A 24,357-nucleotide genomic window follows, 5' to 3' on the forward strand; every position below is an offset into this window, starting at 1 on the left:
GGGAATGCAGCCCGGGACGCTCCGCGTCCCTGCCGAAAGCGGACGCAGAGCGTCCATTGAGGCATTCCCACGCAGAGCGTGGGAACGATCCAATTGCAGGCACAAAAAAACCGCATCGCTGCGGTTTTTTTGTGCCTGCGATTCGTCCTTAGACGAACAGCGACAACAACAGAATGAAGCCCAGCCCCACCACCGACAGGATGGTTTCCATCGCTGTCCAGGTCTTGAAGGTTTCGGCCACGGTCATGTTGAAGTACTGCTTCACCAGCCAGAAACCGGCGTCGTTGACGTGGGACAGGATCAGGGAACCGGCACCGGTGGCCAGCACCAGCAGCTCACGGTTCACGCCCGGGATCATCCCGACCACTGGCACCACAATGCCCGCGCCAGTAATGGTCGCCACGGTGGCCGAACCGGTCGCGATGCGGATCACCGCCGCCACCAGCCACGCCAGCAGGATCGGCGAGATCTGCGCGCTGACCGCCATGTGGCCGATCACGTCGCCCACGCCGCTGGTCACCAGCATCTGCTTGAAGCCACCGCCGGCACCGATGATCAGAATGATCGCGGCAGTCGGCGCCAGGCTTGCGTCGAGCCATTTGAGCATCTGCTGAGAACCGATGCCCTGCTTGTAGCCGAAAGTGTACAGCGACAGCAGCAATGCCAGCAGCAGCGCCGAGATCGGGTGACCGATCATGTCCATCCAGGTGCGGAAGAAATGACCGTCCGGCAGCGCAACGTCAGCGAAGGTTTTCAGCAGCATCAGGAACACCGGCAGCAGCACGGTGACCAGGGTGATGCCGAAGCTTGGCAGATCCTGCGAGTCCGACTCACGGGCCAGTTGATCAACCAGTTCCTGATTCGGCGTGCCCGGAATGTGCTTGGCGATGAACGTACCGAAGATCGGGCCAGCGATGATGGCGGTCGGCAGCGCGACGATCAGACCATAGAGAATGGTCTTGCCGATGTCGGCACCGAACACGCCGATGGCCAGCAGCGGGCCCGGGTGCGGTGGCACCAGGCCGTGCACGGCGGACAGGCCGGCGAGCAGAGGGATACCGATCTTGATGATCGACACACCGGTGCGGCGAGCGACAATGAACACCAGCGGAATCAGCAGCACGAAGCCGATTTCGAAGAACAGCGGAATGCCTACCAGGAACGCGGCGAACATCATCGCCCACTGGACCTTGTCCTTGCCGAAGGCTCGGATCAGGGTCTGGGCGATCTGATCGGCACCGCCGGATTCAGCCATCATCTTGCCGAGCATCGTACCCAGCGCGAGGATGATGCCGACGAAACCGAGCACGCCACCGAAGCCGTCCTGGAACGCCTTGATGATGGTGCCGATCGGCATGCCGGACGTCAGGCCGAGGAACGCGGCGGCGATGGTCAGGGCAATAAAGGGATGGAGCTTGAACTTGGTGATCAGGACGATAAGCCCGATCACCGTGACCACTGCATCAAGCAGCAGGTAGGCGTCATGGGACATGCCAAACATTGGGGGTGTCTCCTGGTTTGTTGTTGTTATTAAAGCGGGTTAATCAGAAGTCGAAAGGACAGCGCTATCTTCGCAATCACACTCATACCGCCTGTTTCAGGCCATGGGCCTGCCACCAGACGTGGGCTTGCGACGCCAGTTCTTCAACGCTGTGGATCGAAGCATTCAGGGCCAGGGTCAACGGCTCGCCCTTGGGCGATTCGAGGGTGGCGAACTGGCTTTCGATCAAGGTGGCCGGCATGAAGTGGCCCGGACGGTGGGACACACGTTCGGCGGCCACTTCCGGCGTCAATTCGAGGAACACGAAGCCCAGGCCCGGCAAGGCGCTGCGCAGACGTTCGCGATAAATGTGTTTGAGGGCCGAGCAGGTCAGCACCGGGCGCTCGCCCAGGGCATCAACGCGACGCAGTTCGTCACACAGGCTGTCGAGCCAGCCGGCACGGTCTTCGTCGTTCAGGGGGATCCCCGCGCTCATCTTTTCGATGTTCGCGGCCGGATGGAAAGTATCGCCTTCAATGGCAGTGGCGCCGCTCAATTGGCACAGGGCCTCGCTGACGCACGTCTTGCCGCAACCGGCAACGCCCATGATGACCAGGGCGGTGATGGGATGATTCATGTAACACCTCAGCGCGCAGACAGCGCTACCTTTGCTAGCTATGACTCTAGTGCACAGGCAGAAGTTGCCGACGCCTTCTTGTCGTTTTTTTGGGTTGCAGCAGGTTTTGTCCCAACGCCAAAAAGCGAGGATCAGGCAGGACCTCGCTCACGCATTTGCAGCTGCATAAGGACAGCGCTACCTTAGTGCCTTGATTTTTGTTTGGCAAGCCGCCCGATGACCACCCCTAAAAACGATAAAAACACCCGCACCACCGGCCGTCCCACCCTCAATGAAGTCGCCCGGCTGGCCGGCGTCAGTCCGATTACCGCCTCCCGCGCCCTGCGTGGAGTCAGCACGGTTGCCACCGAACTGGTGGAAAAAGTCCAGAAAGCCGCGCTGGAACTCAACTATGTGGTCAACCCCGCCGCCCGCGCTCTGGCCTCGGCCCAGAGCCATTCGGTGGTGGTTCTGGTGCCTTCACTGTCCAACCTGTTGTTCATCGACACCCTGGAAGCCATTCATCGGGTGCTCACGCCCAAGGGCTTCGAAGTGCTGATCGGCAACTTCCACTATTCCCGCGACGAAGAAGAAAACCTGCTGCGCAATTACATGGCCTATCAGCCACGCGGTTTGCTGTTGACCGGTTTCGACCGCACCGAAAGTTCGCGGCGAATGATCGAGGCCAGCAACATTCCCTGCGTGTACATGATGGAACTGGACAGCGCCGCCGGGGTGAACTGCGTCGGTTTCTCCCAGCTCAGCGCCGGCGAAACCGCTGCCGAACATTTGTTGTCCCGTGGGCGCAAGCGTCTCGCGTATATCGGCGCGCAACTCGATCAGCGCACGTTGCTGCGGGGTGAAGGCTTTCGCAAGGCGTTGCAGAAGGCCGGGCGCTATGACCCGGATCTGGAAGTGCTGACCCCGCGTTCATCGTCCGTGGGCCTGGGCGGCGAGTTGTTCCTGCAATTGCTGGCGGCGCATCCGGATGTCGATGCAATCTTCTTCGGCAATGACGACCTCGCTCAGGGCGCGTTGCTTGAAGCACTGCGCAACGGGATCAGGATCCCCGAGCAAGTGGCGATACTCGGTTTCAACGACTTGCCGATGTCGGAACACATGGTGCCGCGCCTGAGCAGTATCAACACGCCCCGCGAAGCGATCGGCAAGCGTGCGGCGGAGCAGATGCTGACGTTGATGGCAGGTAACAGCGTGGCGCGTCCGGTCGAGGACATGGGCTTCGAGCTGAAGATCCGCGAGAGCACCTGACTCAACTGCCCAGCAACTCCACCAATGCCAGCGCGCCCTTCTGCAAAGGCTGGCTCTTGAGCCACACCGCGTGCACCGGCAGCACCAGGCCGTTTTCGATGTTGCGGAAATTCAGCCGTTTCAGCCGTCCGCTATCGAGCCACGGCTGCACCACCGACAGCGGAAAATTGCCCCAGCCCAACCCCGCCTCGACCATCTCCAGCGCCGTTTCCAGGTTGTCGGTGCGCCAGTGGGACTCGGCCACCAGCGGCCGGGTTTCGCTGATCGGCAAGTCGCGGCTGCCGACCACGATCTGCCGCACATGCACCAGATCCTCGAGAAACAGATCCTGCCCCTGCAACAACGGACTGTCCGCCGCCAGCGTGGCGATCATCCGTTCAGTGCCGACAAACTGAAAGCGCTCCAGCACATTCACGCTCAACCCGGCGAACGCCAGGCACACGCTGACCCGGCCGCTGTGGAGCATCGCCAGCACATCGTCCTGCGGTGCGGTCAGCACTTCGATGTCGAGCAGCGGATGACGTTCGCTGAGGTCCTTGATCGCCGTCAGTAATCGTCGGCGATCGATATCCGCCGCCACACCAATCGACAACTTGCTCTCCAGCCCCAGCGACAACTGCACCGCATGCACCTGCAATTGCTTGAGCTGATCGGCGATCAGTCGCGCATGGGGCACCAGCGACAGCGCCATTGCCGTGGGTTGCGGTTCGCGGTGACTGCGGTCGAACAACGCATAACCGAGTTCCGCCTCCAGATTGCCGATGGCCATGCTCACCGCCGACGGGACTTTGCCCAAGGCCCTGGCAGCGGCGGAAAACGAGCCACGCTCGATCACGGCGAGAAACAGTTCGATGCTATCGCTGTTGAAATTCACCTCACCTACCTATCAATAAAACTGAAAGCTTCTGACTTTTTCTGTCATCACCATTGAAGCTATCTTTCGTCGCCTTCGCCAGCCCCACTGGCCACAAGTCGCAAGAAAGAGGCAATTCCCCATGCAAGGCGTCAAACGCAAACTGGTCTACGTGTCGCTCTATGAAGTGATCGGCATGACCTTCTCGGCCCTCGGCCTGGCCCTGTTGTCCGGCACTTCGCCCGGCAGCACCGGCCCGCTGGCGGTGATCATCACCACCATCGCCGTGACCTGGAATTTCATCTACACCTCGCTGTTCGAGCGCTGGGAAAGCCGCCAGGTGTCACGCACCCGCACGGTCAAACGCCGTATCGCCCACGCGGTCGGCTTTCAACTGACGCTGATCGTGTTCCTGATTCCGCTGATCGCGTGGTGGATGAACATCAGTCTGGTGCAGGCCTTTTTGCTGGATCTGGCGCTGATCGTGTTCATCCCTTGCTATACCTTCGCCTTCAACTGGCTGTTCGATAAGGTGTTCGGCCTGCCGGCCTCGGCATTGCCGGATCCGCAGCCCGCGACATAAATCGTTAATTGGTAAGCGGATATTGCAAGAAATCGGCGGTTTTCCCGTGCCAACCGCCGATATAAACAATCCTTGATTTCCGATAGCAGGCTAAGCTTTTCCATCAATAAAAAATGGATCTGCCCATGACTGCACACGCCCCCGCCGCGCAACGCGATGGCATCGACCCGATACGCGCCGCCGAGATTTCCGCCCGCATCGACCGCCTCCCGGCAGTCGCCACAATCTGGCGACTGGTGGCGCTGCTGTCGATCGGTGGATTCTTCGAACTCTACGACCTGTTCCAGACCGCCTACATCAGCCCCGGCCTGATCCGCGACGGCATCTTCGCCACCGGCAATCAGGGCGTGTTCGGTTTCTCCGATCAGGCCGCGTTCGCCTCGGCGACGTTCCTCGGTTTGTTTCTCGGCGCCAGCCTGCTGAGCCCGATGGCGGATCGGTTCGGGCGGCGGGCGATCTTCACCTTCGCGCTGGTCTGGTACACCGTGGCTACGGTGCTGATGGGTGTGCAGAGTTCGGCACTGGGGATCATCTGCATGCGTTTTCTGGTGGGCATCGGTCTCGGCATCGAACTGGTGACCATCGACGCCTACCTCTCGGAACTGGTGCCCAAACGCATGCGCAGTTCGGCGTTCGCCTTCGCGTTTTTCGTGCAGTTCCTGTCGGTGCCGGCGGTGGCATTGATGTCCTGGTGGCTGGTGCCGCAGGCGCCGTTCGGGGTGTCCGGCTGGCGTTGGGTGGTTCTGGCGAGTGCGGTGTTTGCGCTGTTCATCTGGTGGCTGCGCAAACGTCTGCCGGAGTCGCCGCGCTGGCTGGCCCAGCATGGCCGCTTTGATGAGGCGAACCGGATTCTCGATGGCATCGAGGCACGCTGTGAGAAGGATCACCGCCAGCCACTGGACGCGCCGGAAGCGGTAGCCGTCGATGTCGAAGGCAAGGGCCGTTTCGCCGATATCTGGCAGCCACCGTACCGGCGCCGCGCGCTGATGCTGATCGTCTTCCACATCTTCCAGGCCATCGGTTTCTTCGGCTTCGGCAACTGGTTGCCGGCGCTGCTCTCCGGTCAGGGCGTCAGCGTCACTCACAGCTTGATGTACGCGTTCATCATCACCCTCGCCTACCCGCTCGGGCCGTTGCTGTTCGTCAAATTCGCCAACCGTTTCGAGAACAAGTGGCAGATCGTCGGTTCGGCCCTCGGCGCGATGACCTTCGGCACTCTGTTCGCGTTGCAGACCAGTGCCTTCGGCCTGATCTTCTGCGGCGTGATGATCACCTTCTGCAACGCCTGGCTGAGCTTCAGTTATCACTCCTATCAGAGCGAACTGTTCCCCACCAACATCCGCGCCCGGGCGGTGGGGTTCTGCTATTCGTTCAGTCGTTTGTCGACGGTATTCAGCAGCCTGCTGATCGGTCTGTTCCTCGATCACTTCGGCACACCGGGCGTATTGGCGTTCATCGTCGCCAGCATGCTGATCGTGATGCTGACCATCGGCTATTTCGGCCCCCGCACCCGCAATCTGGCGCTGGAAAACATCGCCCATCGCTGACGGACAACGGTCATCCTCTGCCGCCCACCGGCAAGAGATGACCGCCTCGCCGGCTCACCGAAAACCACAAACCATTGAAATAAAAGAATTTATTAGATGGGCACGGTAATTGCTGCCTAGGGCTGACAGTCATTACCTACAGGTCCTTTCATCATGTTGGTCAGTGCAAAACAACAGCAAATCATTCACCTGCCCAAGCAGGTGAATGACGATGCAACCGCCACCGCAGCGGCCGGCCTGCAAGGCGGCCTGCATGGCGCGATGCTGCAGACCCTGCAAAACCAGGCCCAGGCGCAAACCGCCGAAGCCACCGCCAAAGTGCAGGAATCAGCCACCCAACTGGCGACCCAGCAAGTCAGCGAAGCCACGCGCATCAGCGACAACGTCGACGAAGCGTTCGCCAAGACCCGCGTCGCCCTGCAAACCTCCGATACTTCGTCGACCAAATCCACAGGCTCATCGGCACTGGACGAGTTCAAGGACTACATGAGCAAAACGCCGGAACAGCGTTTGCGCGACAGTATCCTCCAGGAAATGGGCCTGACCGAAGACGACATCAAAGCCATGCCGCCGGAGAAACAACTGGCCATCGGCAAAGAGATCGCCGAGCGGCTGCAGGACAAGATGAAGCTGGCCGAAGCCGAGAAGCAGAACAAGCAGGACGCCAACTCGGCGAAGATCAGCGGCGAGTCGGCGGACAAGTTCCTCGCTTCGCTCTGATTCGCCTTGATCTGAAAAGCGGCTCAATAAAAAAGGATCCCCACGGGGATCCTTTTTTTCAGCCGTGAAACCGTCAATTCAACTGCAACGTCTCGTTGAACTGACTGATCGCATCCACCACATGCCGCGAGCCCTGCTGAATTTCCCGGATCGCGTCACCCGCCTCGTTCGCCAGTTCCACCCCGAGCCCGGTGCGGCTCAGGCTCGACTGCATGCTCGACACTGCACTCAATGACAACTCATGGTTCTTGCGCACCACATCGACGATCTCCAGGGTCGCCTGACTGGTCCGCGCCGCGAGGCTGCGCACCTCGTCCGCCACCACCGCAAAACCGCGCCCGTGCTCACCCGCCCGCGCCGCTTCGATGGCCGCGTTGAGCGCCAGCAGGTTGGTCTGGTCGGCGATCCCGCGAATGGTCTGAACGATGGTGCCAATGATGTCCGACTGCTTGCTGACCGCATCGATGCTCAGTGCCGCTTCGTTGAGGTCTCGGGAAATGTCCTGAATGATCTGCACCGTTTGCTGCACGACCTGTGAGCCTTTTTGCGCGCAGGCATCGTTTTGTACCGAAGTGCTGTGGGCCGATTCCGCAGCGGTCTGCAAGGTGGTCATCTGGTGGGTGATGTCGCTGGCGAACTTCACCACTTTGTACAACCGGCCCTTGGCGTCGAACAGCGGGTTGTACGAGGCTTCGAGGTAAACGGTCTGTCCGGACTTGTTCTTGCGCTCGAAACGGTGCGAGTGATATTCGCCGCGATTGAGCGATGCCCAGAACGCCTTGTACTGCGCAGACTCGGCCTCGACCCGATGACAGAACAGACTGTGGTGATGGCCGACGATTTCGTTGAGCGAGTACTGCATGGTCTTGAGGAAGTTGTCGTTGGCCGTGATCACATTGCCTTCCGGGGTGAACTCGATCACCGCCATCGAACGGCCGATCGCCGCCAGCATGCTCTCTTCTTCCTTTTCCTTGTTCACTCGCGCCGTAATGTCCGACGCCACTTTGATAACACTTCGAACCTGTTTGTCCGGGCCATACACCGGCATGTAACTGGCTTCGAGCCAGATCTCCCGGCCACTCTTGTTCAAACGCAGGAAAGTACCGCTGATGGGTTCGCCACGCGCCAGGTCACGCCACAACTTGGCGTATTCCTCGCTGCGATAGAACTCTTCTTCACAAAAGATCCGGTGATGTTTGCCACGCACTTCTTCGGCGCTGTAGCCCATGGTCTTGCAGAAGTTCTCATTGGCATCCAGAACGATGCCCTCGGGGGTGAATTCGATCATTGCCATTGAACGGCTGATCGCCGCCAACTTGGCGTTGGCTTCGGTCAGGGCACAACTGAAGCGTTCGATTTCCTGCAGGTCAGCCTTGTGATGTAGGTTGAACATGTCTCTATCACCTTGAGCGCGGTCTTTTGATTTGATGAAAGTTCAGGTCTTTCAGAATCCACCACTACGTTCCACAGAACAGGCACACGCATTCCTCCACGGGAGGAAGTTGTCAGGTGATAAACGATGATCAATCGGAGGGTCCACGCAGCGACGCTCTAATCAAGACATCCTTCTCTTGATAGCCCGGTGACGGGCCATTCCTAACATGCAGAAGAACTTCCATTTAAAAACAGCTCCTTGTCGGTCAAGTGTCGGTGCCTTGGATTGCGCACTCTGGCAGCTTTGAGATCGGTAACCGCTAGCGGTCGAAGCACACTGGAGGCGTTCGACATAGTTAGTTATGAATGAGCATAGACAGCGCAAGGCCTCGCGCAAGGCCACTAGTCGGCCAGCAATGAGGGAATTCGGACAGGAAGCGGACGAGAAACGGTTCAGCGCAAAAACGCTTTTTTAGGTGGGACGCCATCGCGGGCAAGCCCGCTCCCACAAGTACCACGCTGGCTTGAACATTACGCACAACCCTGTGGGAGCGGGCTTGCCCGCGAAAGCGTCGGTGCAGCACTACAGAAATATCAGAAAAGAACTACAGACTCCCGCTCACCTTGCTCGCCACATCACCCGGCACCCAAGGCTTCCACACTTGCGGTTGATCACGCAAAAACGCTTCGGCGACCTGGCGTGGCTGCTGGCGCTTCTCGCTCATCCCGGCGAGGGTCTGGTTCAGCAAATCAATCGGCAAATCGACTTTCTCAAAGAACGTCACCAGTTCCGGATACTGCGCCTTGAACGGCGCCGACACGCCAATCGCCAGGCTCGCCGGCATCGAGCGGGTGCCTTTCGGGTTGGGGTTGTTGGCATCGGCCAGGGTTTTCCAGGCTTCGGCGTCGAACGGCGGCTCTTCCAGCTTCACCAGTTTGAAGCGACCGAGCAGCGGCGTCGGCGACCAGTAGTAAAACAGCACCGGTTTGCCGCGCTTGATCGACGACGCCACCTCCGCATCCAGCGCCGCGCCGGAGCCGGTGCGGAAGTTGACGAAGCTGTCGTTCAGCGCATAGGCCTTGAGCTTCTGGCTGTTGACGATTTCCGAGGTCCAGCCAGTCGGGCTGTTGAGGAAACGCCCACGGCTCGGGTCTTCCGGATCCTTGAAAACATCCTTGTAACGCGGCAGGTCGGCCACGGATTTCAACTCCGGCGCCAACGGTTTGATCCCGCGCTCCGGGTCGCCCTTGATCACGTATTCCGGCACCCACCAGCCTTCGGTGGCGCCCTTCACCGTGTCGCCGAGGCCGAACACCTTGCCCTCGGCGGCGGCCTTGACCCACGCCGGACTGCGCCCGGCCCACTCTTCGCCGATCACTTGAATATCGTTTTTCGCCAGCGCTGCTTCCAGGCTGACGGTGCTGCCCGGCAGCGTGTCGGTCGGGTAACCGTAGCCTTTTTCGACGATCAGGCGCAGCACTTCGGTGATGAAACTTCCGCTTTCCCAAGTGATGTCGCCGAAGTGGATCGGCGCGTTTTTTTCCGCTGCCACGGCGTGGCCGGCCGTCAGGGTCAGGGCCAGCAGCGAACTGCCGAGCAGGGTTTTGATTGATCTCATGCGGACCTCTTGTTCTGGGAGGAAATCAGGGTTTGGTTGGCGCTGTGGCGGTTGCACAGGGCCTGGGAACGGGTCATGTACAGGCTCACCGAACGCTGGGAGATGCCCAGCTCGGCGGCGATTTGCGGGTAGGTCAGGCCGTCGATGCGCGCCAGCAGAAAGGTTGAGCGCACCTTGCCTGGCAGGCGCTGGAGCGTCCGGTCCAGATGCTTGAGGCTTTGCGACAGGTCGGCGAGTTCTTCGGGAGACGGCGGGTGATCGAGGTCACTCTGTTGCAGTTGACTCAGATGCCGACGCTCCAGATCGCCCCGCCGCCAGCGCTCGTACAGCAGGCGTCGGGCGATGGTGGTGAGCAAGGCGCGCGGTTCGCGGATGGCGGTCAGGCCCGGCGCTTCGAGCAGCTGCGCGAAGGTTTCGGCGGCGATGTCTTCGGCCGTGGCCGCATCATTCGATTGCCGACGCAGACGTGTGCACAACCACGGGTAATGGTCGCGAAACAACGTGTTCACATGATTGCGATGGGATGAGTCGGCGCCGGACATGGGGGCTCCTTGGTCAAGGGTCGCTGAATGTCCGGTCGTCCGGTGGCGCGATCCTAGCAAGGTGCCTTATGCGTTAAAAATACTTAAAAAGAATTTTTATATTCCATTAATGAATTACAGAAAGCCGCTAACGCAAGCGGCCATAACCCAGCTCCTCAGCCTCGCGCTGATAATCCAGCAGGACGAGGTAATCGCTTTCGCTGGCGGGCAGGACTTCGGGCAAACCGAAGATGCGGGCCACATCGGGTAGGTCTTGAAGGCTGCGATTCATCGCCCGGCGCAAATGTTCGATCTGCTCGTCCGTGGTGCTGGCAGCGGTGATGAAGGGCAAGGTCGGGCTGAACGCACTGCGTGCCACCACCCGCAATCCGCTGACCTCATCGGCGGCGTACTGCGCCAGGTATGCGAAGGTCACGCTGTCGATGGCCGCCAGATCGGCGCGGTCTTCGCGCAACCAGCGCAGGCTTTCGCGATGGCCGCCACTGATCCCCACCGAAACGAAAAACTGTCCGTCCCGATGCAACGGTGCCAGACGCTGGCGCAACAGGTTCATGCCGCTGTTGGAATCTTCGCTGTTGATCACCCCGCGACTGTCGAAGAACTCCGCCAGACTGCGACGCGGATCATCGGCGCGGGCAAGGATCAGGCTGCAATGATTGCCGGCGCTGGCGTCCGGCAATTCGTAGCGCGGACGGCCGACAATCCTGACCTGCCCACGGAGCGCGGTCATCAGCGGATAGCCGCAGGTCTGGGTCAGCAACAACTCAGGCGAGCGCCAGAGTTCGAGCAGCGACAGGCCGTCGGCATCGAGCCGCGAACGGCCCAGATGTTCGAGAATCCGCGCCAGCCACTGCTCGTTCGCCGCGCGGATCGGCTCGGGGGCGATGTACATCAACAGCTCTGCGTAACCTGACGTCATGCTGGCCTCAAATAAACGGATGCTGCGGGCTGTCGATCGGCTTGATGCCGTGCCGGCGCCACAATTGCCCATAACCTTGCACCAGAAAACCGCCGCTGCGCGCCACCCACTGCTCCCGGCGCATGCGGTAAGCCTCGGGCAAGTCGTACCACGAAAGCTTCGGCAAATCGTGGTGCACCAAATGAAAATTCAGGTTCAGGAACAGCCAGCGCCACGGCCATCCGGCTTCGTTGAGCACTGTGCGCTGCTCCGGTCGCGTGTGCGGCCGGTGTTCATAGTAGGAGCGAATCATCGCAATCGACAGCGCCGGTACGCTGATCAGAAACAGGTAATGCCAGATCGGCAACACGCTGTAGCGGGCGATGAAAACCAGCATCAGCACGGTCAGGGTTCCGTGGGTCAGCCACATTAGCCAGGCCTGTCGTTCGCGGTTTTTCAGGCGTTGCATTTCTTCACCGGCCAGCGCGAGCAACGCCAGCGGCGCACCAAGAACGAATCGGCCCAATACGGTTTTGTTCAGCCAGTGCAGGCTGCGTTCGAACAGCGAACTGCCCTGCCAGCGTTCGGCGCTCAGGTAACGGCTTTCGGGATCGACGCCGGGGATCGTCAGGTCTTCGTCGCGATGGTGCTGCAAATGGCTGTCGCGATAGAGCGTGTACGGATACCACACCGCGAATGGCGCATAGCCGAGGACTTTGTTGACGAAGGTCCAGCGCGTCGGATGACCGTGGAGCAGTTCGTGCTGCACCGACAACCACAGCACCAGCAACGGAATCAGCAGCAGCGTGCTCCACCAGGTACCGAGCCGTTCGCTGCCCAGCACAATCGCGAACCAGCCGCCGTAAACGCCGATCAGCAGCAGCCAGGTTGGCCACTCGGTGCGGGCGGTGAAGCGCTGGCGCAGGGTTTCGATCTGTTGGCGATGGGCATCGTCGAAATAATGGGGCATGGCGTGGCTCGGAACGAGGGTCTGATCGTTCTGTGCAACACCAGCGGGAAATCTTGCAGATTATTTTTGCGGGCTGTTTTCAAGGATGCTGATTTCAAGGAAAAAGCAGGAGCCCGGATCCGGGCTCCCGAACGACGTGATCAATGGCCAAAGATGTCGACTTTCTTCGCCCTTTTTTCGTGGCGCTTCTCGATGGCGGTCTTGGCCGGTTTCTTCTTCGCAGCTTTCTTCGCATCCATACCTTTGGACATGACGCGTACTCCTCTGAAGGGGGTGTGAGATCAGGTATACACCTATCCCGGCGGGCACGTTGTTTTATAATCCGCGGCTTTTGCACCGGCAGTCCGATTCATGACCGACATCCGTTACAGCCAGCTCGACGACCTGTCCTGGCCCCTGATGAACAAGTTCTACCGCCAGCATCAATCGTCGATGAAAGCCGTGCGCGAGGCGCAATTGTGGGTGGCGCGCAAGGAGGAGATTGTTGCTGCGCTGTGTCTGCGGCCGGTGTTCGGCGGGCATTGGCTGACCGGGTTGTTTGTTGATCCAGCCTGCCGTGAGCAAGGCATTGCCGCGCAGTTGATCGCCGAAGCGGTGAAGGACGTCGAGGCGCCGGTGTGGCTCTTCTGCCACCCGGACTTGCGCGGTTTCTACGAGCGGCGCGGCTTCACCTTCGACCCCGCCCTGCCCCAGGCCATGGCCGAGCGCCTGAGCCGTTATGCGCGGAGCAAGCCGATGATCGCCATGGAGCTGGCACCGCGCGCGGGCTAGTCAGTCGTCAGCGTTGGGATCGAGGTCCGGAAACATCACTTCGGTATAACCGAACTTGCTGAAATCGGTAATGCGCGACGGGTACAGGCGCCCGATCAGGTGATCGCATTCATGCTGCACCACCCGCGCATGGAATCCCGAGGCCACGCGGACAATCGGTTCACCCTTGGGATCGACGCCTTCGTAACGGATCTGCTGATAACGATCCACCGCACCGCGCAGACCAGGCACCGACAGGCAACCTTCGAAGCCCTCTTCCATCAGCGGACTGAGCGGTGTGATCAGCGGGTTGATCAGGATCGTCTGCGGCACCGCTTCGGCGTCCGGGTACCGTTCGCTGTGCTCGAAACCGAAGATCACCAGTTGCAGGTCGACGCCGATCTGCGGCGCGGCCAGGCCGACCCCGCCAACACTTTCCATGGTCTGGAACATGTCGTCGATCAGTTGCCACAGCTCCGGGCTGTCGAGCATTTCAGCGGGCACTGGCGGGGCGATGCGCAGCAGGCGTTCGTCGCCCATCTTCAGAATTTCACGGATCATGATCAGGCTTCGTCTGTGTTCGGCTTGAGCGACTGATCGCGCCCGAGGCCGGAAACGTGTTGTTTGGGATGTTCATCGAGTTCGCCGGGGACTTTCTCGCCCGGATCCTTGCCCTCGCTGGACATGTGCTCGATCACCGCATTCATCTCCGCACCGAGCAGCAACACGGCGGCCGAAATGTAGAAATACAGCAACAGCACGATGATCGCACCGATGCTGCCATACATGGCGTTGTAGTTGGCGAATGTCTTGACGTAGAACGCGAATCCCAAAGACGCGATGATCCACACCACCACCGCCAGCACCGAGCCCGGCGTAATGAAGCGGAATTCCTGTTTGACGTCGGGCATCACGTAGTAGATCAGCGCCACGGCCACCATCATCAGGATCACGATCACCGGCCAGCGGGCGATGGTCCACACCGTGACGATGAAATCTTCAAGCCCGACCTGCGCGGCGATCCAGCCCATCACCTGCGGGCCGAGCACCATCAGCGCTGCGGCCACCAACAACATGCCGGCGATGCCGACGGTGTAGAAAATCGACAATGGAAAGCGCTTCCAGATCGGCCGGCCCTCGACCACGTCGTAGGCCGCGTTCATCGCGCTCATCATCAGGCGCACGCCGGCGGACGCGGTGTACAGGGCGATGACGATACCCACCGAAAGCAGGCCGCCCTTGGATTGCTGCAGTTGATCGATCACCGGGTTGACCTGCTCCAGCGCCTGGGGCGGCAGGACCAGTTCCGATTGCAAGCGCAGCCAGGAAAAGAAGTCCGGCAGGTGCAGGAAACCGATCAGGGCAATCAGGAACAGAATGAACGGGAACAGCGAAAACAGCATCTGGTAGGCCAGTGCCGAGGCATAGGTCGACATCTCGTCTTCCATGAACTCGGTGACGGTGCGCACGATGACCCGGTGCAGGGGCAGACCTTTCATGTCGGGGAAAATCATTCGCGTCTCCTTTCGCCGCAAAACAGGTTGAAGTCGTGGCGACTCAGGGGCCGTTTTTCTCTCATCAAAGTAGCTCACTTGGCGACTTTGAAACACTGTGATCCGTGACCGCATGTGAACAGGACACGAAAACGGCCATCCTTGGATGGCCGCTTCGTTGTTTCGTTCAAGGCTCGATCAAGCCTTGTCGACACCTTTCTTGATCGCGTCCTTGGCTTTGCCCACCGCTTGCTGGGCCTCGCCTTTCTTCTCTTGCAGTTTGCCTTCGGCTTGCAGCTTGGTGTTGTCGGTGGCTTTGCCGACACCTTGCTTGACGTTGCCGACCGCTTCGTTGGCCATGCCTTTCACTTTATCGCTCGTGCTACCCATGGTGATTCTCCTTGGAACATTAACGGGGAAAGTCAGTACGTAATGATTGACTGGCCCGATTTGCGCCAAGTTTCATTTATTTTCAGGGCTTCATTTCGTCGCGGCGTGCAGGTTGGGCTTTATGTTTGCGAGCGTAGCCCCGAGAATGCCCACCATAAGGGCGCCAGGCGCCACAGAACCGATCCCGCAGGAATGTTATGAAACTCGATAAAAAGCAGGCCATCGCCCGTCGCAACCAGGAACTGGGCGGTGCCGTGCTCGGCACCAACAACTGCCACTTCGCCGAACTGAACCGCAACCGCAACATCTGGTGGTTCGATTTGCCGGTCTGGCGCCTGGCGATCGGTCAGTACGAGTGGATTCACCTGTTGATGCACACCCCGGCCACCGACGAACTGCTGCACCTGAAAGTGCCGACCGTGTTCCTGCGCGAGAAACTCGAAGGCCTGGTCATCCGCAACGAAGGCAAGCGCAAGGCAGCCCTGAGCCTGGAACTGAGCGCGGACAAGGACTCGTACCTGCAGGACATGCGCCCGGCGGGCACCAATGTGAATTTTGCGCCGTTCCGCCAGTAAGATTGCGGGGATCCCTCTCCCCCTCACCCTAGCCCTCTCCCGGAGGGAGAGGGAACTGACCGAGGCGCGTGGGCAAGTTACGCCGACCTGAAATTTCGAGTCGAACTCAGGTTTTGAAGAACACGCGATCTGCTCCCTTTCCCCCTCTCCCATTGGGAGAGGGCTGGGGTGAGGGGCTGGTTTAACCATACGCCAGAGATCTAAAGCCCTACTGCCTCACCAACAAAAAGCCCCGCAACTGCGGGGCTTTTTGTTTTATGCGGCGCTCTTCGCCTTGATCTTCTTCAGCTCTTCGTCGCGCAGTTCGCGACGCAGGATCTTGCCGACGTTGGTGGTCGGCAGCGCATCGCGGAACTCCACCGAACGCGGCACCTTGTAGCCAGTGACGTTGGCGCGCATGTGCTCCATCACCTGTTCCTTGGTCAGGGTGACGCCCGGTTTGGCGACGATGAAGATCTTGATCGCTTCGCCGGATTTCTCGTCCGGAATGCCAATGGCCGCGCACTGCAACACGCCCGGCAGGGCCGCCAGAACGTCTTCCAGTTCGTTCGGGTACACGTTGAAACCGGAGACCAGAATCATGTCTTTCTTGCGATCGACGATGCGCATGTAGCCGTCCGGCTGGATCAGCGCGATGTCACCGGTCTTCAGCCAGCCTTCGCTGTCGAGCATTTCATCGGTGGCTTCCTGGCGCTGCCAGTAGCCCTTCATCACTTGCGGGCCCTTGACGCACAGCTCGCCGATTTCGCCCAGCGGCTGCTCGACACCGGCATCGTCGATGACTTTGCACAGGGTCGACGGCACCGGAATGCCGATGGTGCCGATCTGGATGTTCTGGATCGGGTTGACCGTGGCCACCGGGCTGGTTTCGGTCATGCCGTAACCTTCGCAGATCGGGCAACCGGTGACCGCTTTCCAGCGCTCGGCGGCGGCCAGTTGCAGGGCCATGCCGCCGGACAGGGTGACTTTCAGCGCCGAGAAATCCAGCTTGCGGAAACCTTCGTTGTTGCACAGGGCCACGAACAGCGTGTTGAGGCCGACGAAGCCGCTGAACTTCCACTTCGACAGTTCCTTGACCATCGCCGGCAGGTCGCGCGGGTTGCTGATCAGGATGTTGTGGTTGCCGATCAGCATCATCGCCATGCAATGAAAGGTGAACGCATAGATGTGGTACAGCGGCAGCGGCGTGATCAGGATCTCGCAACCTTCATTGAGGTTGGAGCCCATCAGCGCCTTGCACTGCAGCATGTTGGCGACGAGGTTGCGATGGGTGAGCATCGCACCCTTGGCCACGCCGGTGGTGCCGCCGGTGTATTGCAGCACCGCGACGTCGCCGCTGTCCGGGTTGGCTTCGGCGACCGGCTGACCCTGGCCCTTGCTCAGCACGTCGTTAAACTTGACGGCTTTGGGCAGGTGATAGGCCGGGACCATTTTCTTCACGTACTTGATGACACTGTTGATCAGCAGGCGCTTGATCGGCGGTAGCAGGTCGGCAACTTCGGTGACGATGACGTGTTTGACGCCGGTTTTCGGCACCACGGCTTCAGCCAGGTGCGCCATGTTCGCCAGGCACACCAGCGCCTTGGCACCGGAGTCGTTGAATTGGTGTTCCATTTCCCGCGCGGTGTACAGCGGGTTGGTGTTGACCACGATCAGCCCGGCACGGATGGCACCGAAGACGGCGACCGGGTACTGCAACACGTTGGGCAGTTGCACGGCGATTCGATCACCAGGCTGCAAATCGGTATGCTGTTGCAGATAAGCGGCAAACGCACCGGACAATTCGTACAGTTCACCGTAGGTGATGGTCTTGCCCAGGTTGCTGAACGCCGGTTTGTCGGCGAAGCGTTGGCAGGATTGCTTCAACACTGCCTGAATATTCGGGTACTCGTCTGGATTGATGTCGGCAGCAATTCCAGCGGGGTACTTATCCTTCCAAAAGTCTTCGATCATGGAAGCCCACTCCTCAGCAACGCGAATTCAGCACCGCATTTGATGCGATTATTATTGGTGTTTGTTTATTGGTGAGTCTGGCTTTTTACAAGGCCGAGAAGTCACAAAGCGCGCCGAGAGTAGCAGCTTTGCCAAGGGTCGACTAGAGCCAAAAGCGGCCCCTACAGTCATTTTCATGACTCAAGAACTACTGGCAGTCATTTTAGAGCAAAAATCCTATAACACCTTGAAAGTCCCGGTTTTCGGGGACAATGTCGGGGATAGAAAGCAAAAGATCGCAGCCTCCAGCAGCTTGAGGAAGCCGCCAGAGGCTGCGATCTTTCAGATTCAGCGGGTCCCCGTCACCGATCAGGCGATATCGCGCAACTCCCGCCGCAGAATTTTCCCGACAGGCGTCATCGGCAACGACTCACGCAGCACGATGTGTTTCGGCACCTTGTACGCCGTGAAATTCTCTTTGCAGTAGGCCTTCAGCTCTTCCAGGCTCACGCCGGTTTCCCGCGCCACCACAAACAGCTTCACCGCCTCGCCCGAACGCTCGTCCGGCACGCCGATCACCGCGCAGTTGGCGACTTTCGGGTGAGCCATCACCACGTCTTCGATCTCGTTCGGGTACACGTTGAAACCGGAGACGATGATCATGTCTTTCTTGCGGTCGACGATGCGCACGAACCCGTCCGGATCGATCACTGCAATATCGCCGGACTTGAACCAGCCCTCGGCGTCCAGCACTTCGGCGGTGGCCTCGGGTTTCTGCCAGTAGCCCTTCATGATCTGCGGGCCCTTGATGCACAGTTCGCCGCGCTCGCCCAGAGGCTGTTCGACGCCGTCGTCATTGATGACTTTCAACCGGGTGCCCGGCACCGGCAGGCCGACCGTGCCGATCCTCGACAGCTCGCCGTACGGGTTGGTGCAGGCCACCGGCGAGGTTTCGGTCAGGCCGTAACCTTCGGTGATGCGACAACCGGTGATCTGCTCCCAACGCTCGGCAGTGGCCTTGACCAGCGCGGTGCCGCCGGAGTTGGTGAGCTTGAGGGTGGAGAAATCCAGGGTCTTGAAGTCCGGATGATCCATCAGCGCGACAAACAGCGTGTTGAGCCCCAGCAGCGCCGAGAACTTCCAGTTCTTCAGCTCCTTGATGAAGCCGCCGATGTCACGCGGGTTGGTGATCAGTACGTTGTGGTTGCCCGACACCATCATGCACATGCAATTCGCGGTGAACGCATAGATGTGGTACAGCGGCAGCGGCGCGATCATCACTTCCTGACCTTCGCGCAACAGTGGCTGACCGTCGCTGCCGAACTGACCGAGACAGGCGCGCACCTGCTGCATGTTCGCCACCAGATTGCCGTGGGTGAGCATCGCGCCCTTGGCCAGGCCGGTGGTGCCGCCGGTGTATTGCAGCACGGCAATGTCGTCCAGGCCGACCTTCAGCGGCTTGATGCCCAGGCCCCGGCCCATGCGCAGCGCACTCTTGAAGGAAATCGCCTGGGGCAGCGAGTACGCCGGGACCATTTTCTTCACTTTGCTGACCACGGTGTTGACCAGCCAGCCCTTGGCGGTGGGCATCAGGTCGCCCATCTTCGCTTCGATCAGGTACTGAATGTCGGTGTCCGGCAGCACTTCCTGGACCTTCTGGCCGAACATGTTCAGGTACACCAGCGCCCGGGCGCCAGAGTCCTTGAACTGGTGACGCATCTCCCGCGCGGTGTACAGCGGGTTGGTGTTGACCACGATCAGCCCGGCGCGCAGCGCACCGAACACGGCAATCGGATAATGCAGGACGTTGGGCATCTGCACCGCGATGCGATCCCCCGGTGCCAGATCGGTGTGGGCTTGCAGATAACCGGCGAACGCGGCGCTCTGGCGCTCCAGCTCGGCATAGGTCAGGGTCACGCCCATGTTGCTGAACGCCGGGCGATCAGCGAATTTCTTGCAGGAACGCTCGAACACCTCGATCACCGACTTGAATTCACCCGCGTCGATGTCCAGGGGTACGCCCGCCGGGCGTTTGTCATTCCAGAAATCAGGTTGCATTGTTCTTGTCCTCTTTACCTGAGCCGATCCGGGGCCGCTTCGCTGTCATTTCTTTCTGTCCCTGAAAAAGCCGAGAGCAAAAAGCGGGGCTTCACGGACACTAGCAGCTATGGTCAATCAGGCAAATATGGGCAAGGTCGTCATTGATCGTGTGAATCTTCCTGCCGTGGCGTGAGCAGATCGGACGCGCTATACAATGCAACCTCCGCAAGACGCTTCAGCAAAAACAGGCCGCAAAAGGAATCGCCATGATCCACGACACCTTCTGGCTGGACGCGAGTGACCGCAGCCGCCTCTTCGTCAACCTGTGGCTGCCAAACGCGCCGCTGAAGGCGGTGATTCTGCTGGCCCACGGCATGGCGGAACACAGCGCCCGTTACGCACGACTGGCAGAAGCGTTCTGCGCTGAAGGCTACGGTGTGTACGCGCCCGACCAGCGCGGGCATGGCAAAACCGCCGATCATGGGACGCTGGGGCATTTCGCCGATGATGATGGCTGGTGCAAGGTGGTTGGAGATATCGCGAGCCTCAACCAGTTCCTCGGCCAGCGTCATCCGGGGGTGCCGATCGTGCTGCTCGGGCACAGCATGGGCAGTTACATTGCCCAGGCTTATTTACTGCATCACAGCGCCAGCCTGCACGGCGCGATTCTCAGCGGCTCGAATTTCCAGCCGGTTGCGCTGTACCGCGCGGCCCGGCAGATCGCCCGGTTCGAAAAACTGCGCCAGGGCGCCAAGGGCCGCAGCGCGCTGATCGAGTGGCTGTCGTTCGGCTCGTTCAACAAGGCATTCAAGCCGGCACGCACTCCTTTTGACTGGCTCAGCCGTGACCCCGCCGAAGTCGACAAGTACGCAACCGATCCGCTGTGCGGCTTTCGCTGTACCAATCAGTTGTGGATCGACCTGCTAGGCGGGTTGCAGCAAATCAGCAAAGCGTCCAATCTCGCCCAGATCGATCCGGGCCTGCCGCTGCTGGTGATCGGCGGCGAATGTGATCCGGTGAGCGAAGGCAAGCGTCTGACTGATCTGGCCAACGCCTTGCGCGCGGCCGGCAGCCAGAACCTGCAACTGAAGATCTACCCGCAGGCGCGGCACGAATTGTTCAACGAGAGCAACCGCGACGAAGTGACCGCCGATGTGCTGGCCTGGCTCGACCAGGCCCTGAGCCATCGCCGGCCGCACCGCAGCGAATAATTTTTTGTGGATTCATTTCATCTGTCACAGGAATTCAGACCCATGACCCAGGTTACCAACATCCCTTACGAAGCCCTCGAAGTGGGCCAGACCGCGAGCTACAGCAAGATTGTCGAGGAACGCGACATTCAGCTGTTCGCCGCGATGTCCGGTGACCACAACCCGGTGCACCTGGACGCCGAGTTCGCCGCCGCCAGCATGTTCAAGGAACGCATCGCCCACGGCATGTTCAGCGGCGCGCTGATCAGTGCCGCAGTGGCTTGCGAGCTGCCTGGGCCAGGCACCATTTATATCGGCCAGCAGATGAGCTTCCAGAAGCCGGTGAAGATCGGCGACACGCTGACCGTGCGCCTGGAAATCCTCGAAAAGCTGCCGAAGTTCCGTGTGCGCATCGCCACGCGAGTATTCAACCAGCGCGATGAGCTGGTGGTGGACGGCGAGGCCGAGATTCTGGCGCCGCGCAAGCAACAGACCGTTACCTTGCCGACGTTGCCGCCGATCAGCATTGGCTGATGCATTGCACAAAACAAAAGTGGGCGCGGGCTTGCTCGCGAATTCGGTATATCAGCAAGATTATCGTTGCCTGATACACCGCATTCGCGGGCAAGCCCGCTCCCACATTGTGTTTCAGTGAAGCTTACGAGCGTGCGCGAGCCTGGTTACGCAGCGCCTTCACCTGATCGTGATTGCGTTGCACGCCGTGGTACTGGCGTTCGACCAGATCACGAATGCCGACCAGATTGTGCTTGTTGATCTTCTCGATCGCTTCACGATAAGCCTTCAGGGCGTGGTCTTCACCGCGCTCGGCTTCGTTGAGCACCGCTTCTTCGTCCTTGCCGGTAAACATCGCTTTGACGTCGACCCAACGACGGTGCAGATCACCGCTGACACTGGTCGAGGTTTCCGGATCGCCACCCATCGAACGTACGGCGGCTTGCAGCTCGGCCGCAGCTGTTGCGCAATCGGCGGAGCGTTTCACGAACAGGGTTTTCAGCTCTGGATGCTTGATGTCTTCAGCGCAGGTCTTGAACCCTTCCTGACCGTCCTTGCTGGTTTCGATCAGGTCGTTGAGGACGGAGATGGCTTCTTTATTCATGTCAGTCATTTTTCAATTCCTTGCGTGGGTGAAAGATGCAAGGAGTGTTGCAGTGGTCGTGCCAGCTTCCTCAAAAGAATTTAATCTTTAATTTTCAACAGCTTATAAATGCAGCGAGAATCTGTATGCCTGTTATTTGCATGATCTGTCATTTGGCCTGCATGCAGAATGCCTGTATTTTCCGAAGTGTTTTCAAAGCCAGACGATTCCAACGATGAACCCTGAAAAGCTCGAACTGCTGATCACCCGCGAAATGCCCTTCGGCAAATACAAGGGCCGGATCATTGCCGACCTGCCGGGCCCTTACCTGAACTGGTTTGCCCGGGAAGGATTTCCCCATGGGGAACTGGGCGGGCTGTTGGCGTTGATGCAGGAAATCGATCACAACGGCCTGTCGGAACTGCTCGAACCGCTGCGCGCCAAACACGGCAAACCCGCCCCGCGCCACTGAGGCGTCACCCTGATCCGAGTCGAGTCGACCATGCCCGATAACACCCGCCGCGCCCGAGACGAAGCCTTCTGGCATACCTTCGCCGACCGTTACGACCGCCACCCCGGCCCCGTGAATCTGGAGAACGGCTATTTCGGGCGCATGTCGCGCACCGTGGTCGAGGAGTACCAGCGCAACATCGAGCTGATCAACAACAGCAACTCGGTCTACGTGCGCCAGCGTTTCGAGCAGCACGACAGCCTCGACATCCGCGCGCAACTGGCCGAGCTGATCGGCGTGCGCGCGCAAAGCGTGGCCTTTACTCATAACGCCACTGCCGGCCTGCAATCGTTGATCCGCAACTACAACCGCCTGCAGCCAGGCGATCAGGTGCTGATCTGCGATCTGGAATACGACACGGTCAAGGGCGCCATGCGCTGGCTGGCAAAGCATCGCGGGGTCGAGGTGATCGAAATCGAGCACGCCCACCCCGCCACCTTCTACAGCCTGCTGGCCACGTACCGCGAAGCCTTCATCCGCCATCCGAAGCTCAAGCTGATGGCCCTGACCCATGTCACCCACCGTACCGGGCTGGTGATGCCGGTGCAGGCCATCGCCGCGCTGGCCAAGGAGCACGGCGTCGACATCATCCTTGACGGTGCCCATGCCCTTGGCCAGATCGAGTTCGACCTGGAAGCGCTGGGCATCGCCTTCGCCGGGTACAACCTGCACAAGTGGATTGGTTCGCCGCTGACCCTCGGTTTTCTCTACATTGCCCCGCAGCGCCTCGCCGATATCGACCCGGACATGGGCGAAATGCATTTTCCGGCTGGCGATATCCGCTCCCGCACGCCCCACAGCACGCCGAACATTCCGGCACTGATGACCCTGCCCCTGGTGTTCGAGGAACACCGCTCACTGGGGGGCGCGGCGGCCAAAGGTGCGCGGATGAATTACCTGCGCAACCTGTGGGTCAGCGCCGTGCGTAATCTACCCGGCATCGAAGTCACGACCCCGGACGATCCGCGACTGTATTGCGGCATCACCTCGATGCGCTTTACCCGCCATGCTGACCAGCAGGCGATGGTCGAACGCCTGCTCAACGACTACAACCTGTTCACTGTCGTGCGCAACGGCGCAGCCTGTGGGCCGTGCATCCGTATCACGCCGTCGCTGACCACGACGGCGGCGGAGATTCAGTCGCTGATTCTGGCGCTGAACGAGCTGCGTTAAACCGTGTACTTGTCGAAGTCCTCGGGCTTGATCTGCGACGACACCGCAAAGGTGTCGATGCCGATCGTGAGGTGGCCGAAGTAACCGTCCTCGTGTGAGTCGCGGCCAATTGGCCACACCGTCAGGGTCGACTCTTCACCGCCCATGTTGGCGTAGTAGGCATCGTCGGCGTTACCCACCGGCAGCGAGCTACGCCCGCGATAGGCCTTGGCATTGAGCACGCCACGGGTAACAACCTCCGGAAAATACAGCTGTCCGACCCAGGCCACATTGCGCTCCTCCAGGTATTCGTTGCCGGCGACGATGCGCACCGCCACGTGAACATGCAGGGCTCGCCCGGCGTAGAAACCCGGATAGATCGTGGTGAAGCGCACCCTGCCCTTGTGATCGCTGAACTGGCCGCCGCGCAGATAGGTGTCGTCGTCGGTTCGCGGGATGGAGCCGATGTCCTCGACGTCGACTTCCAGATCGGGGTTCACCCGACTCCAGCCGGAGTAGGCGCCGCGTGCGTTGCAATGCCAGATATCCACCAGCGCGCCGCTGACCGGCTCGGCGGTCATGGCGTCGACGATGGTCAGGCGCAGCAACAGCGGCAGGCCCTCGGCACCTTCGCTGATGTTGCGACGCAGCAGTTTGGGATTACGGAAATACGGCCCGGCGACTTGCTCGGGGGCCAGTTGATATACCGGTGGTACTGAAGGCTGGTTATCCATGACGCGTTCTCTCTTCCTTAAGA

At 60.0% G+C, this 24,357-nt stretch carries 25 protein-coding genes and 1 pseudogene; 10 read left to right on the forward strand and 16 right to left on the reverse strand.

Translation table 11 applies throughout. The features are described from left to right. Positions 1 to 148: 148 nt before the first annotated feature. Both QR290_RS22655 and QR290_RS22660 read right to left on the reverse strand, forming a co-directional pair. Positions 149 to 1,501 (reverse strand): GntP family permease, encoded by a 1,353-nt coding sequence (locus QR290_RS22655; RefSeq protein ID WP_102717287.1) that lies wholly within the window; start codon positions 1,499 to 1,501, stop codon positions 149 to 151. Positions 1,502 to 1,583: 82 nt separating this feature from the next. After that, positions 1,584 to 2,117: a gluconokinase gene (locus tag QR290_RS22660; RefSeq protein ID WP_007951121.1), complete on the reverse strand. Its 534-nt coding sequence runs from the start codon at positions 2,115 to 2,117 to the stop codon at positions 1,584 to 1,586. 216 nt (positions 2,118 to 2,333) lie between these two features. On the opposite strand from QR290_RS22660, the gene QR290_RS22665 reads away from it, so the two are divergent. Beyond that, on the forward strand, positions 2,334 to 3,365 hold the full coding sequence (locus QR290_RS22665; protein WP_039766142.1) for a LacI family DNA-binding transcriptional regulator: 1,032 nt from the start codon (positions 2,334 to 2,336) through the stop codon (positions 3,363 to 3,365). 1 nt (position 3,366) lies between these two features. Here the strand turns inward: QR290_RS22665 and QR290_RS22670 are convergent, their stop codons facing one another. After that, positions 3,367 to 4,239, reverse strand: a complete 873-nt coding sequence (locus tag QR290_RS22670) for a LysR family transcriptional regulator (protein ID WP_289203660.1) — start codon at positions 4,237 to 4,239, stop codon at positions 3,367 to 3,369. Positions 4,240 to 4,360: 121 nt separating this feature from the next. On the opposite strand from QR290_RS22670, the gene QR290_RS22675 reads away from it, so the two are divergent. From QR290_RS22675 to QR290_RS22685, 3 genes are all read left to right on the forward strand, one after another. Beyond that, a complete protein-coding gene (locus QR290_RS22675; RefSeq protein WP_064598890.1) occupies positions 4,361 to 4,801 on the forward strand; it encodes a PACE efflux transporter in 441 nt (146 codons plus the stop codon). A gap of 125 nt (positions 4,802 to 4,926) precedes the next feature. Next, the gene (locus QR290_RS22680; RefSeq protein WP_007951130.1) at positions 4,927 to 6,348 is read left to right on the forward strand and encodes an MFS transporter; all 1,422 of its coding nucleotides are present in this window, start codon (positions 4,927 to 4,929) and stop codon (positions 6,346 to 6,348) included. A 153-nt stretch (positions 6,349 to 6,501) separates the two neighbouring features. After that, on the forward strand, positions 6,502 to 7,068 hold the full coding sequence (locus tag QR290_RS22685) for a hypothetical protein (protein WP_289203661.1): 567 nt from the start codon (positions 6,502 to 6,504) through the stop codon (positions 7,066 to 7,068). Between the two features lie 73 nt (positions 7,069 to 7,141). Here QR290_RS22685 and QR290_RS28815 read toward each other — a convergent pair whose 3' ends face one another. The 6 genes and pseudogenes from QR290_RS28815 to QR290_RS22710 all read right to left on the reverse strand — a co-directional run bounded on the left by QR290_RS28815 (position 7,142) and on the right by QR290_RS22710 (position 12,471). Continuing rightward, positions 7,142 to 7,681, reverse strand: a complete 540-nt coding sequence (locus QR290_RS28815) for a methyl-accepting chemotaxis protein (RefSeq protein ID WP_371320920.1) — start codon at positions 7,679 to 7,681, stop codon at positions 7,142 to 7,144. Between the two features lie 9 nt (positions 7,682 to 7,690). Continuing rightward, positions 7,691 to 8,461: pseudogene (locus QR290_RS28820) on the reverse strand (PAS domain-containing protein); the annotation flags it as partial. A gap of 586 nt (positions 8,462 to 9,047) precedes the next feature. Next, a complete protein-coding gene (locus tag QR290_RS22695; protein ID WP_289203662.1) occupies positions 9,048 to 10,061 on the reverse strand; it encodes an ABC transporter substrate-binding protein in 1,014 nt (337 codons plus the stop codon). Next, the gene (locus tag QR290_RS22700; protein ID WP_289203663.1) at positions 10,058 to 10,603 is read right to left on the reverse strand and encodes a sigma-70 family RNA polymerase sigma factor; all 546 of its coding nucleotides are present in this window, start codon (positions 10,601 to 10,603) and stop codon (positions 10,058 to 10,060) included. Before QR290_RS22700 ends, QR290_RS22695 begins: the two co-directional genes overlap by 4 nt. Positions 10,604 to 10,730: 127 nt before the next feature. Next, the gene (locus QR290_RS22705; RefSeq protein ID WP_115078951.1) at positions 10,731 to 11,522 is read right to left on the reverse strand and encodes a phosphate/phosphite/phosphonate ABC transporter substrate-binding protein; all 792 of its coding nucleotides are present in this window, start codon (positions 11,520 to 11,522) and stop codon (positions 10,731 to 10,733) included. Positions 11,523 to 11,529: 7 nt separating this feature from the next. After that, positions 11,530 to 12,471, reverse strand: a complete 942-nt coding sequence (locus tag QR290_RS22710) for a fatty acid desaturase (RefSeq protein WP_289203664.1) — start codon at positions 12,469 to 12,471, stop codon at positions 11,530 to 11,532. 351 nt (positions 12,472 to 12,822) lie between these two features. Between QR290_RS22710 and QR290_RS22715 the strand changes: the two genes are divergently transcribed. Then, positions 12,823 to 13,242, forward strand: a complete 420-nt coding sequence (locus tag QR290_RS22715) for a GNAT family N-acetyltransferase (protein ID WP_115078953.1) — start codon at positions 12,823 to 12,825, stop codon at positions 13,240 to 13,242. Here the strand turns inward: QR290_RS22715 and def are convergent, their stop codons facing one another. The 3 genes from def to QR290_RS22730 form a co-directional block, all read right to left on the reverse strand. Further along, positions 13,243 to 13,782, reverse strand: a complete 540-nt coding sequence (gene def / locus QR290_RS22720) for a peptide deformylase (protein WP_115078954.1) — start codon at positions 13,780 to 13,782, stop codon at positions 13,243 to 13,245. Positions 13,783 to 13,784: 2 nt separating this feature from the next. Further along, positions 13,785 to 14,735, reverse strand: coding sequence for a YihY/virulence factor BrkB family protein (locus QR290_RS22725; protein WP_115078955.1), 951 nt, complete (start codon positions 14,733 to 14,735; stop codon positions 13,785 to 13,787). Positions 14,736 to 14,912: 177 nt separating this feature from the next. Beyond that, on the reverse strand, positions 14,913 to 15,104 hold the full coding sequence (locus QR290_RS22730; protein WP_011335596.1) for a CsbD family protein: 192 nt from the start codon (positions 15,102 to 15,104) through the stop codon (positions 14,913 to 14,915). A 197-nt stretch (positions 15,105 to 15,301) separates the two neighbouring features. Here QR290_RS22730 and QR290_RS22735 point away from each other — a divergent pair, with 197 nt between their 5' ends. After that, complete coding sequence (locus tag QR290_RS22735) at positions 15,302 to 15,679, forward strand: hypothetical protein (protein WP_289203665.1); 378 nt, start codon at positions 15,302 to 15,304, stop codon at positions 15,677 to 15,679. Positions 15,680 to 15,934: 255 nt separating this feature from the next. Here QR290_RS22735 and fadD1 read toward each other — a convergent pair whose 3' ends face one another. After that, on the reverse strand, positions 15,935 to 17,632 hold the full coding sequence (fadD1, locus tag QR290_RS22740; protein ID WP_085606558.1) for a long-chain-fatty-acid--CoA ligase FadD1: 1,698 nt from the start codon (positions 17,630 to 17,632) through the stop codon (positions 15,935 to 15,937). A 348-nt stretch (positions 17,633 to 17,980) separates the two neighbouring features. Beyond that, entirely contained in the window at positions 17,981 to 19,669 is a 1,689-nt protein-coding gene (gene fadD2 / locus QR290_RS22745; protein ID WP_085745177.1) for a long-chain-fatty-acid--CoA ligase FadD2, read from the reverse strand. A 248-nt stretch (positions 19,670 to 19,917) separates the two neighbouring features. On the opposite strand from fadD2, the gene QR290_RS22750 reads away from it, so the two are divergent. Next, entirely contained in the window at positions 19,918 to 20,862 is a 945-nt protein-coding gene (locus QR290_RS22750; RefSeq protein ID WP_289203666.1) for an alpha/beta hydrolase, read from the forward strand. Positions 20,863 to 20,904: 42 nt separating this feature from the next. Continuing rightward, positions 20,905 to 21,375, forward strand: coding sequence for a MaoC family dehydratase (locus tag QR290_RS22755; RefSeq protein WP_115078957.1), 471 nt, complete (start codon positions 20,905 to 20,907; stop codon positions 21,373 to 21,375). Between the two features lie 124 nt (positions 21,376 to 21,499). Here QR290_RS22755 and QR290_RS22760 read toward each other — a convergent pair whose 3' ends face one another. Next, entirely contained in the window at positions 21,500 to 21,967 is a 468-nt protein-coding gene (locus tag QR290_RS22760) for a PA2169 family four-helix-bundle protein (protein ID WP_007951153.1), read from the reverse strand. 205 nt (positions 21,968 to 22,172) lie between these two features. Between QR290_RS22760 and QR290_RS22765 the strand changes: the two genes are divergently transcribed. Both QR290_RS22765 and QR290_RS22770 read left to right on the forward strand, forming a co-directional pair. Then, positions 22,173 to 22,409, forward strand: coding sequence for a DUF3820 family protein (locus tag QR290_RS22765; RefSeq protein WP_003213031.1), 237 nt, complete (start codon positions 22,173 to 22,175; stop codon positions 22,407 to 22,409). Between the two features lie 30 nt (positions 22,410 to 22,439). After that, positions 22,440 to 23,621, forward strand: coding sequence for an aminotransferase class V-fold PLP-dependent enzyme (locus QR290_RS22770; RefSeq protein WP_289203667.1), 1,182 nt, complete (start codon positions 22,440 to 22,442; stop codon positions 23,619 to 23,621). Here QR290_RS22770 and QR290_RS22775 read toward each other — a convergent pair. Continuing rightward, the gene (locus QR290_RS22775) at positions 23,618 to 24,334 is read right to left on the reverse strand and encodes an intradiol ring-cleavage dioxygenase (RefSeq protein WP_115078959.1); all 717 of its coding nucleotides are present in this window, start codon (positions 24,332 to 24,334) and stop codon (positions 23,618 to 23,620) included. The genes QR290_RS22770 and QR290_RS22775 overlap by 4 nt on opposite strands. Positions 24,335 to 24,357: the final 23 nt, after the last annotated feature.

Origin of the sequence: Pseudomonas fluorescens (assembly GCF_030344995.1) — a bacterium.
GTDB classification, from domain to species: domain Bacteria; phylum Pseudomonadota; class Gammaproteobacteria; order Pseudomonadales; family Pseudomonadaceae; genus Aquipseudomonas; species Aquipseudomonas fluorescens_BF.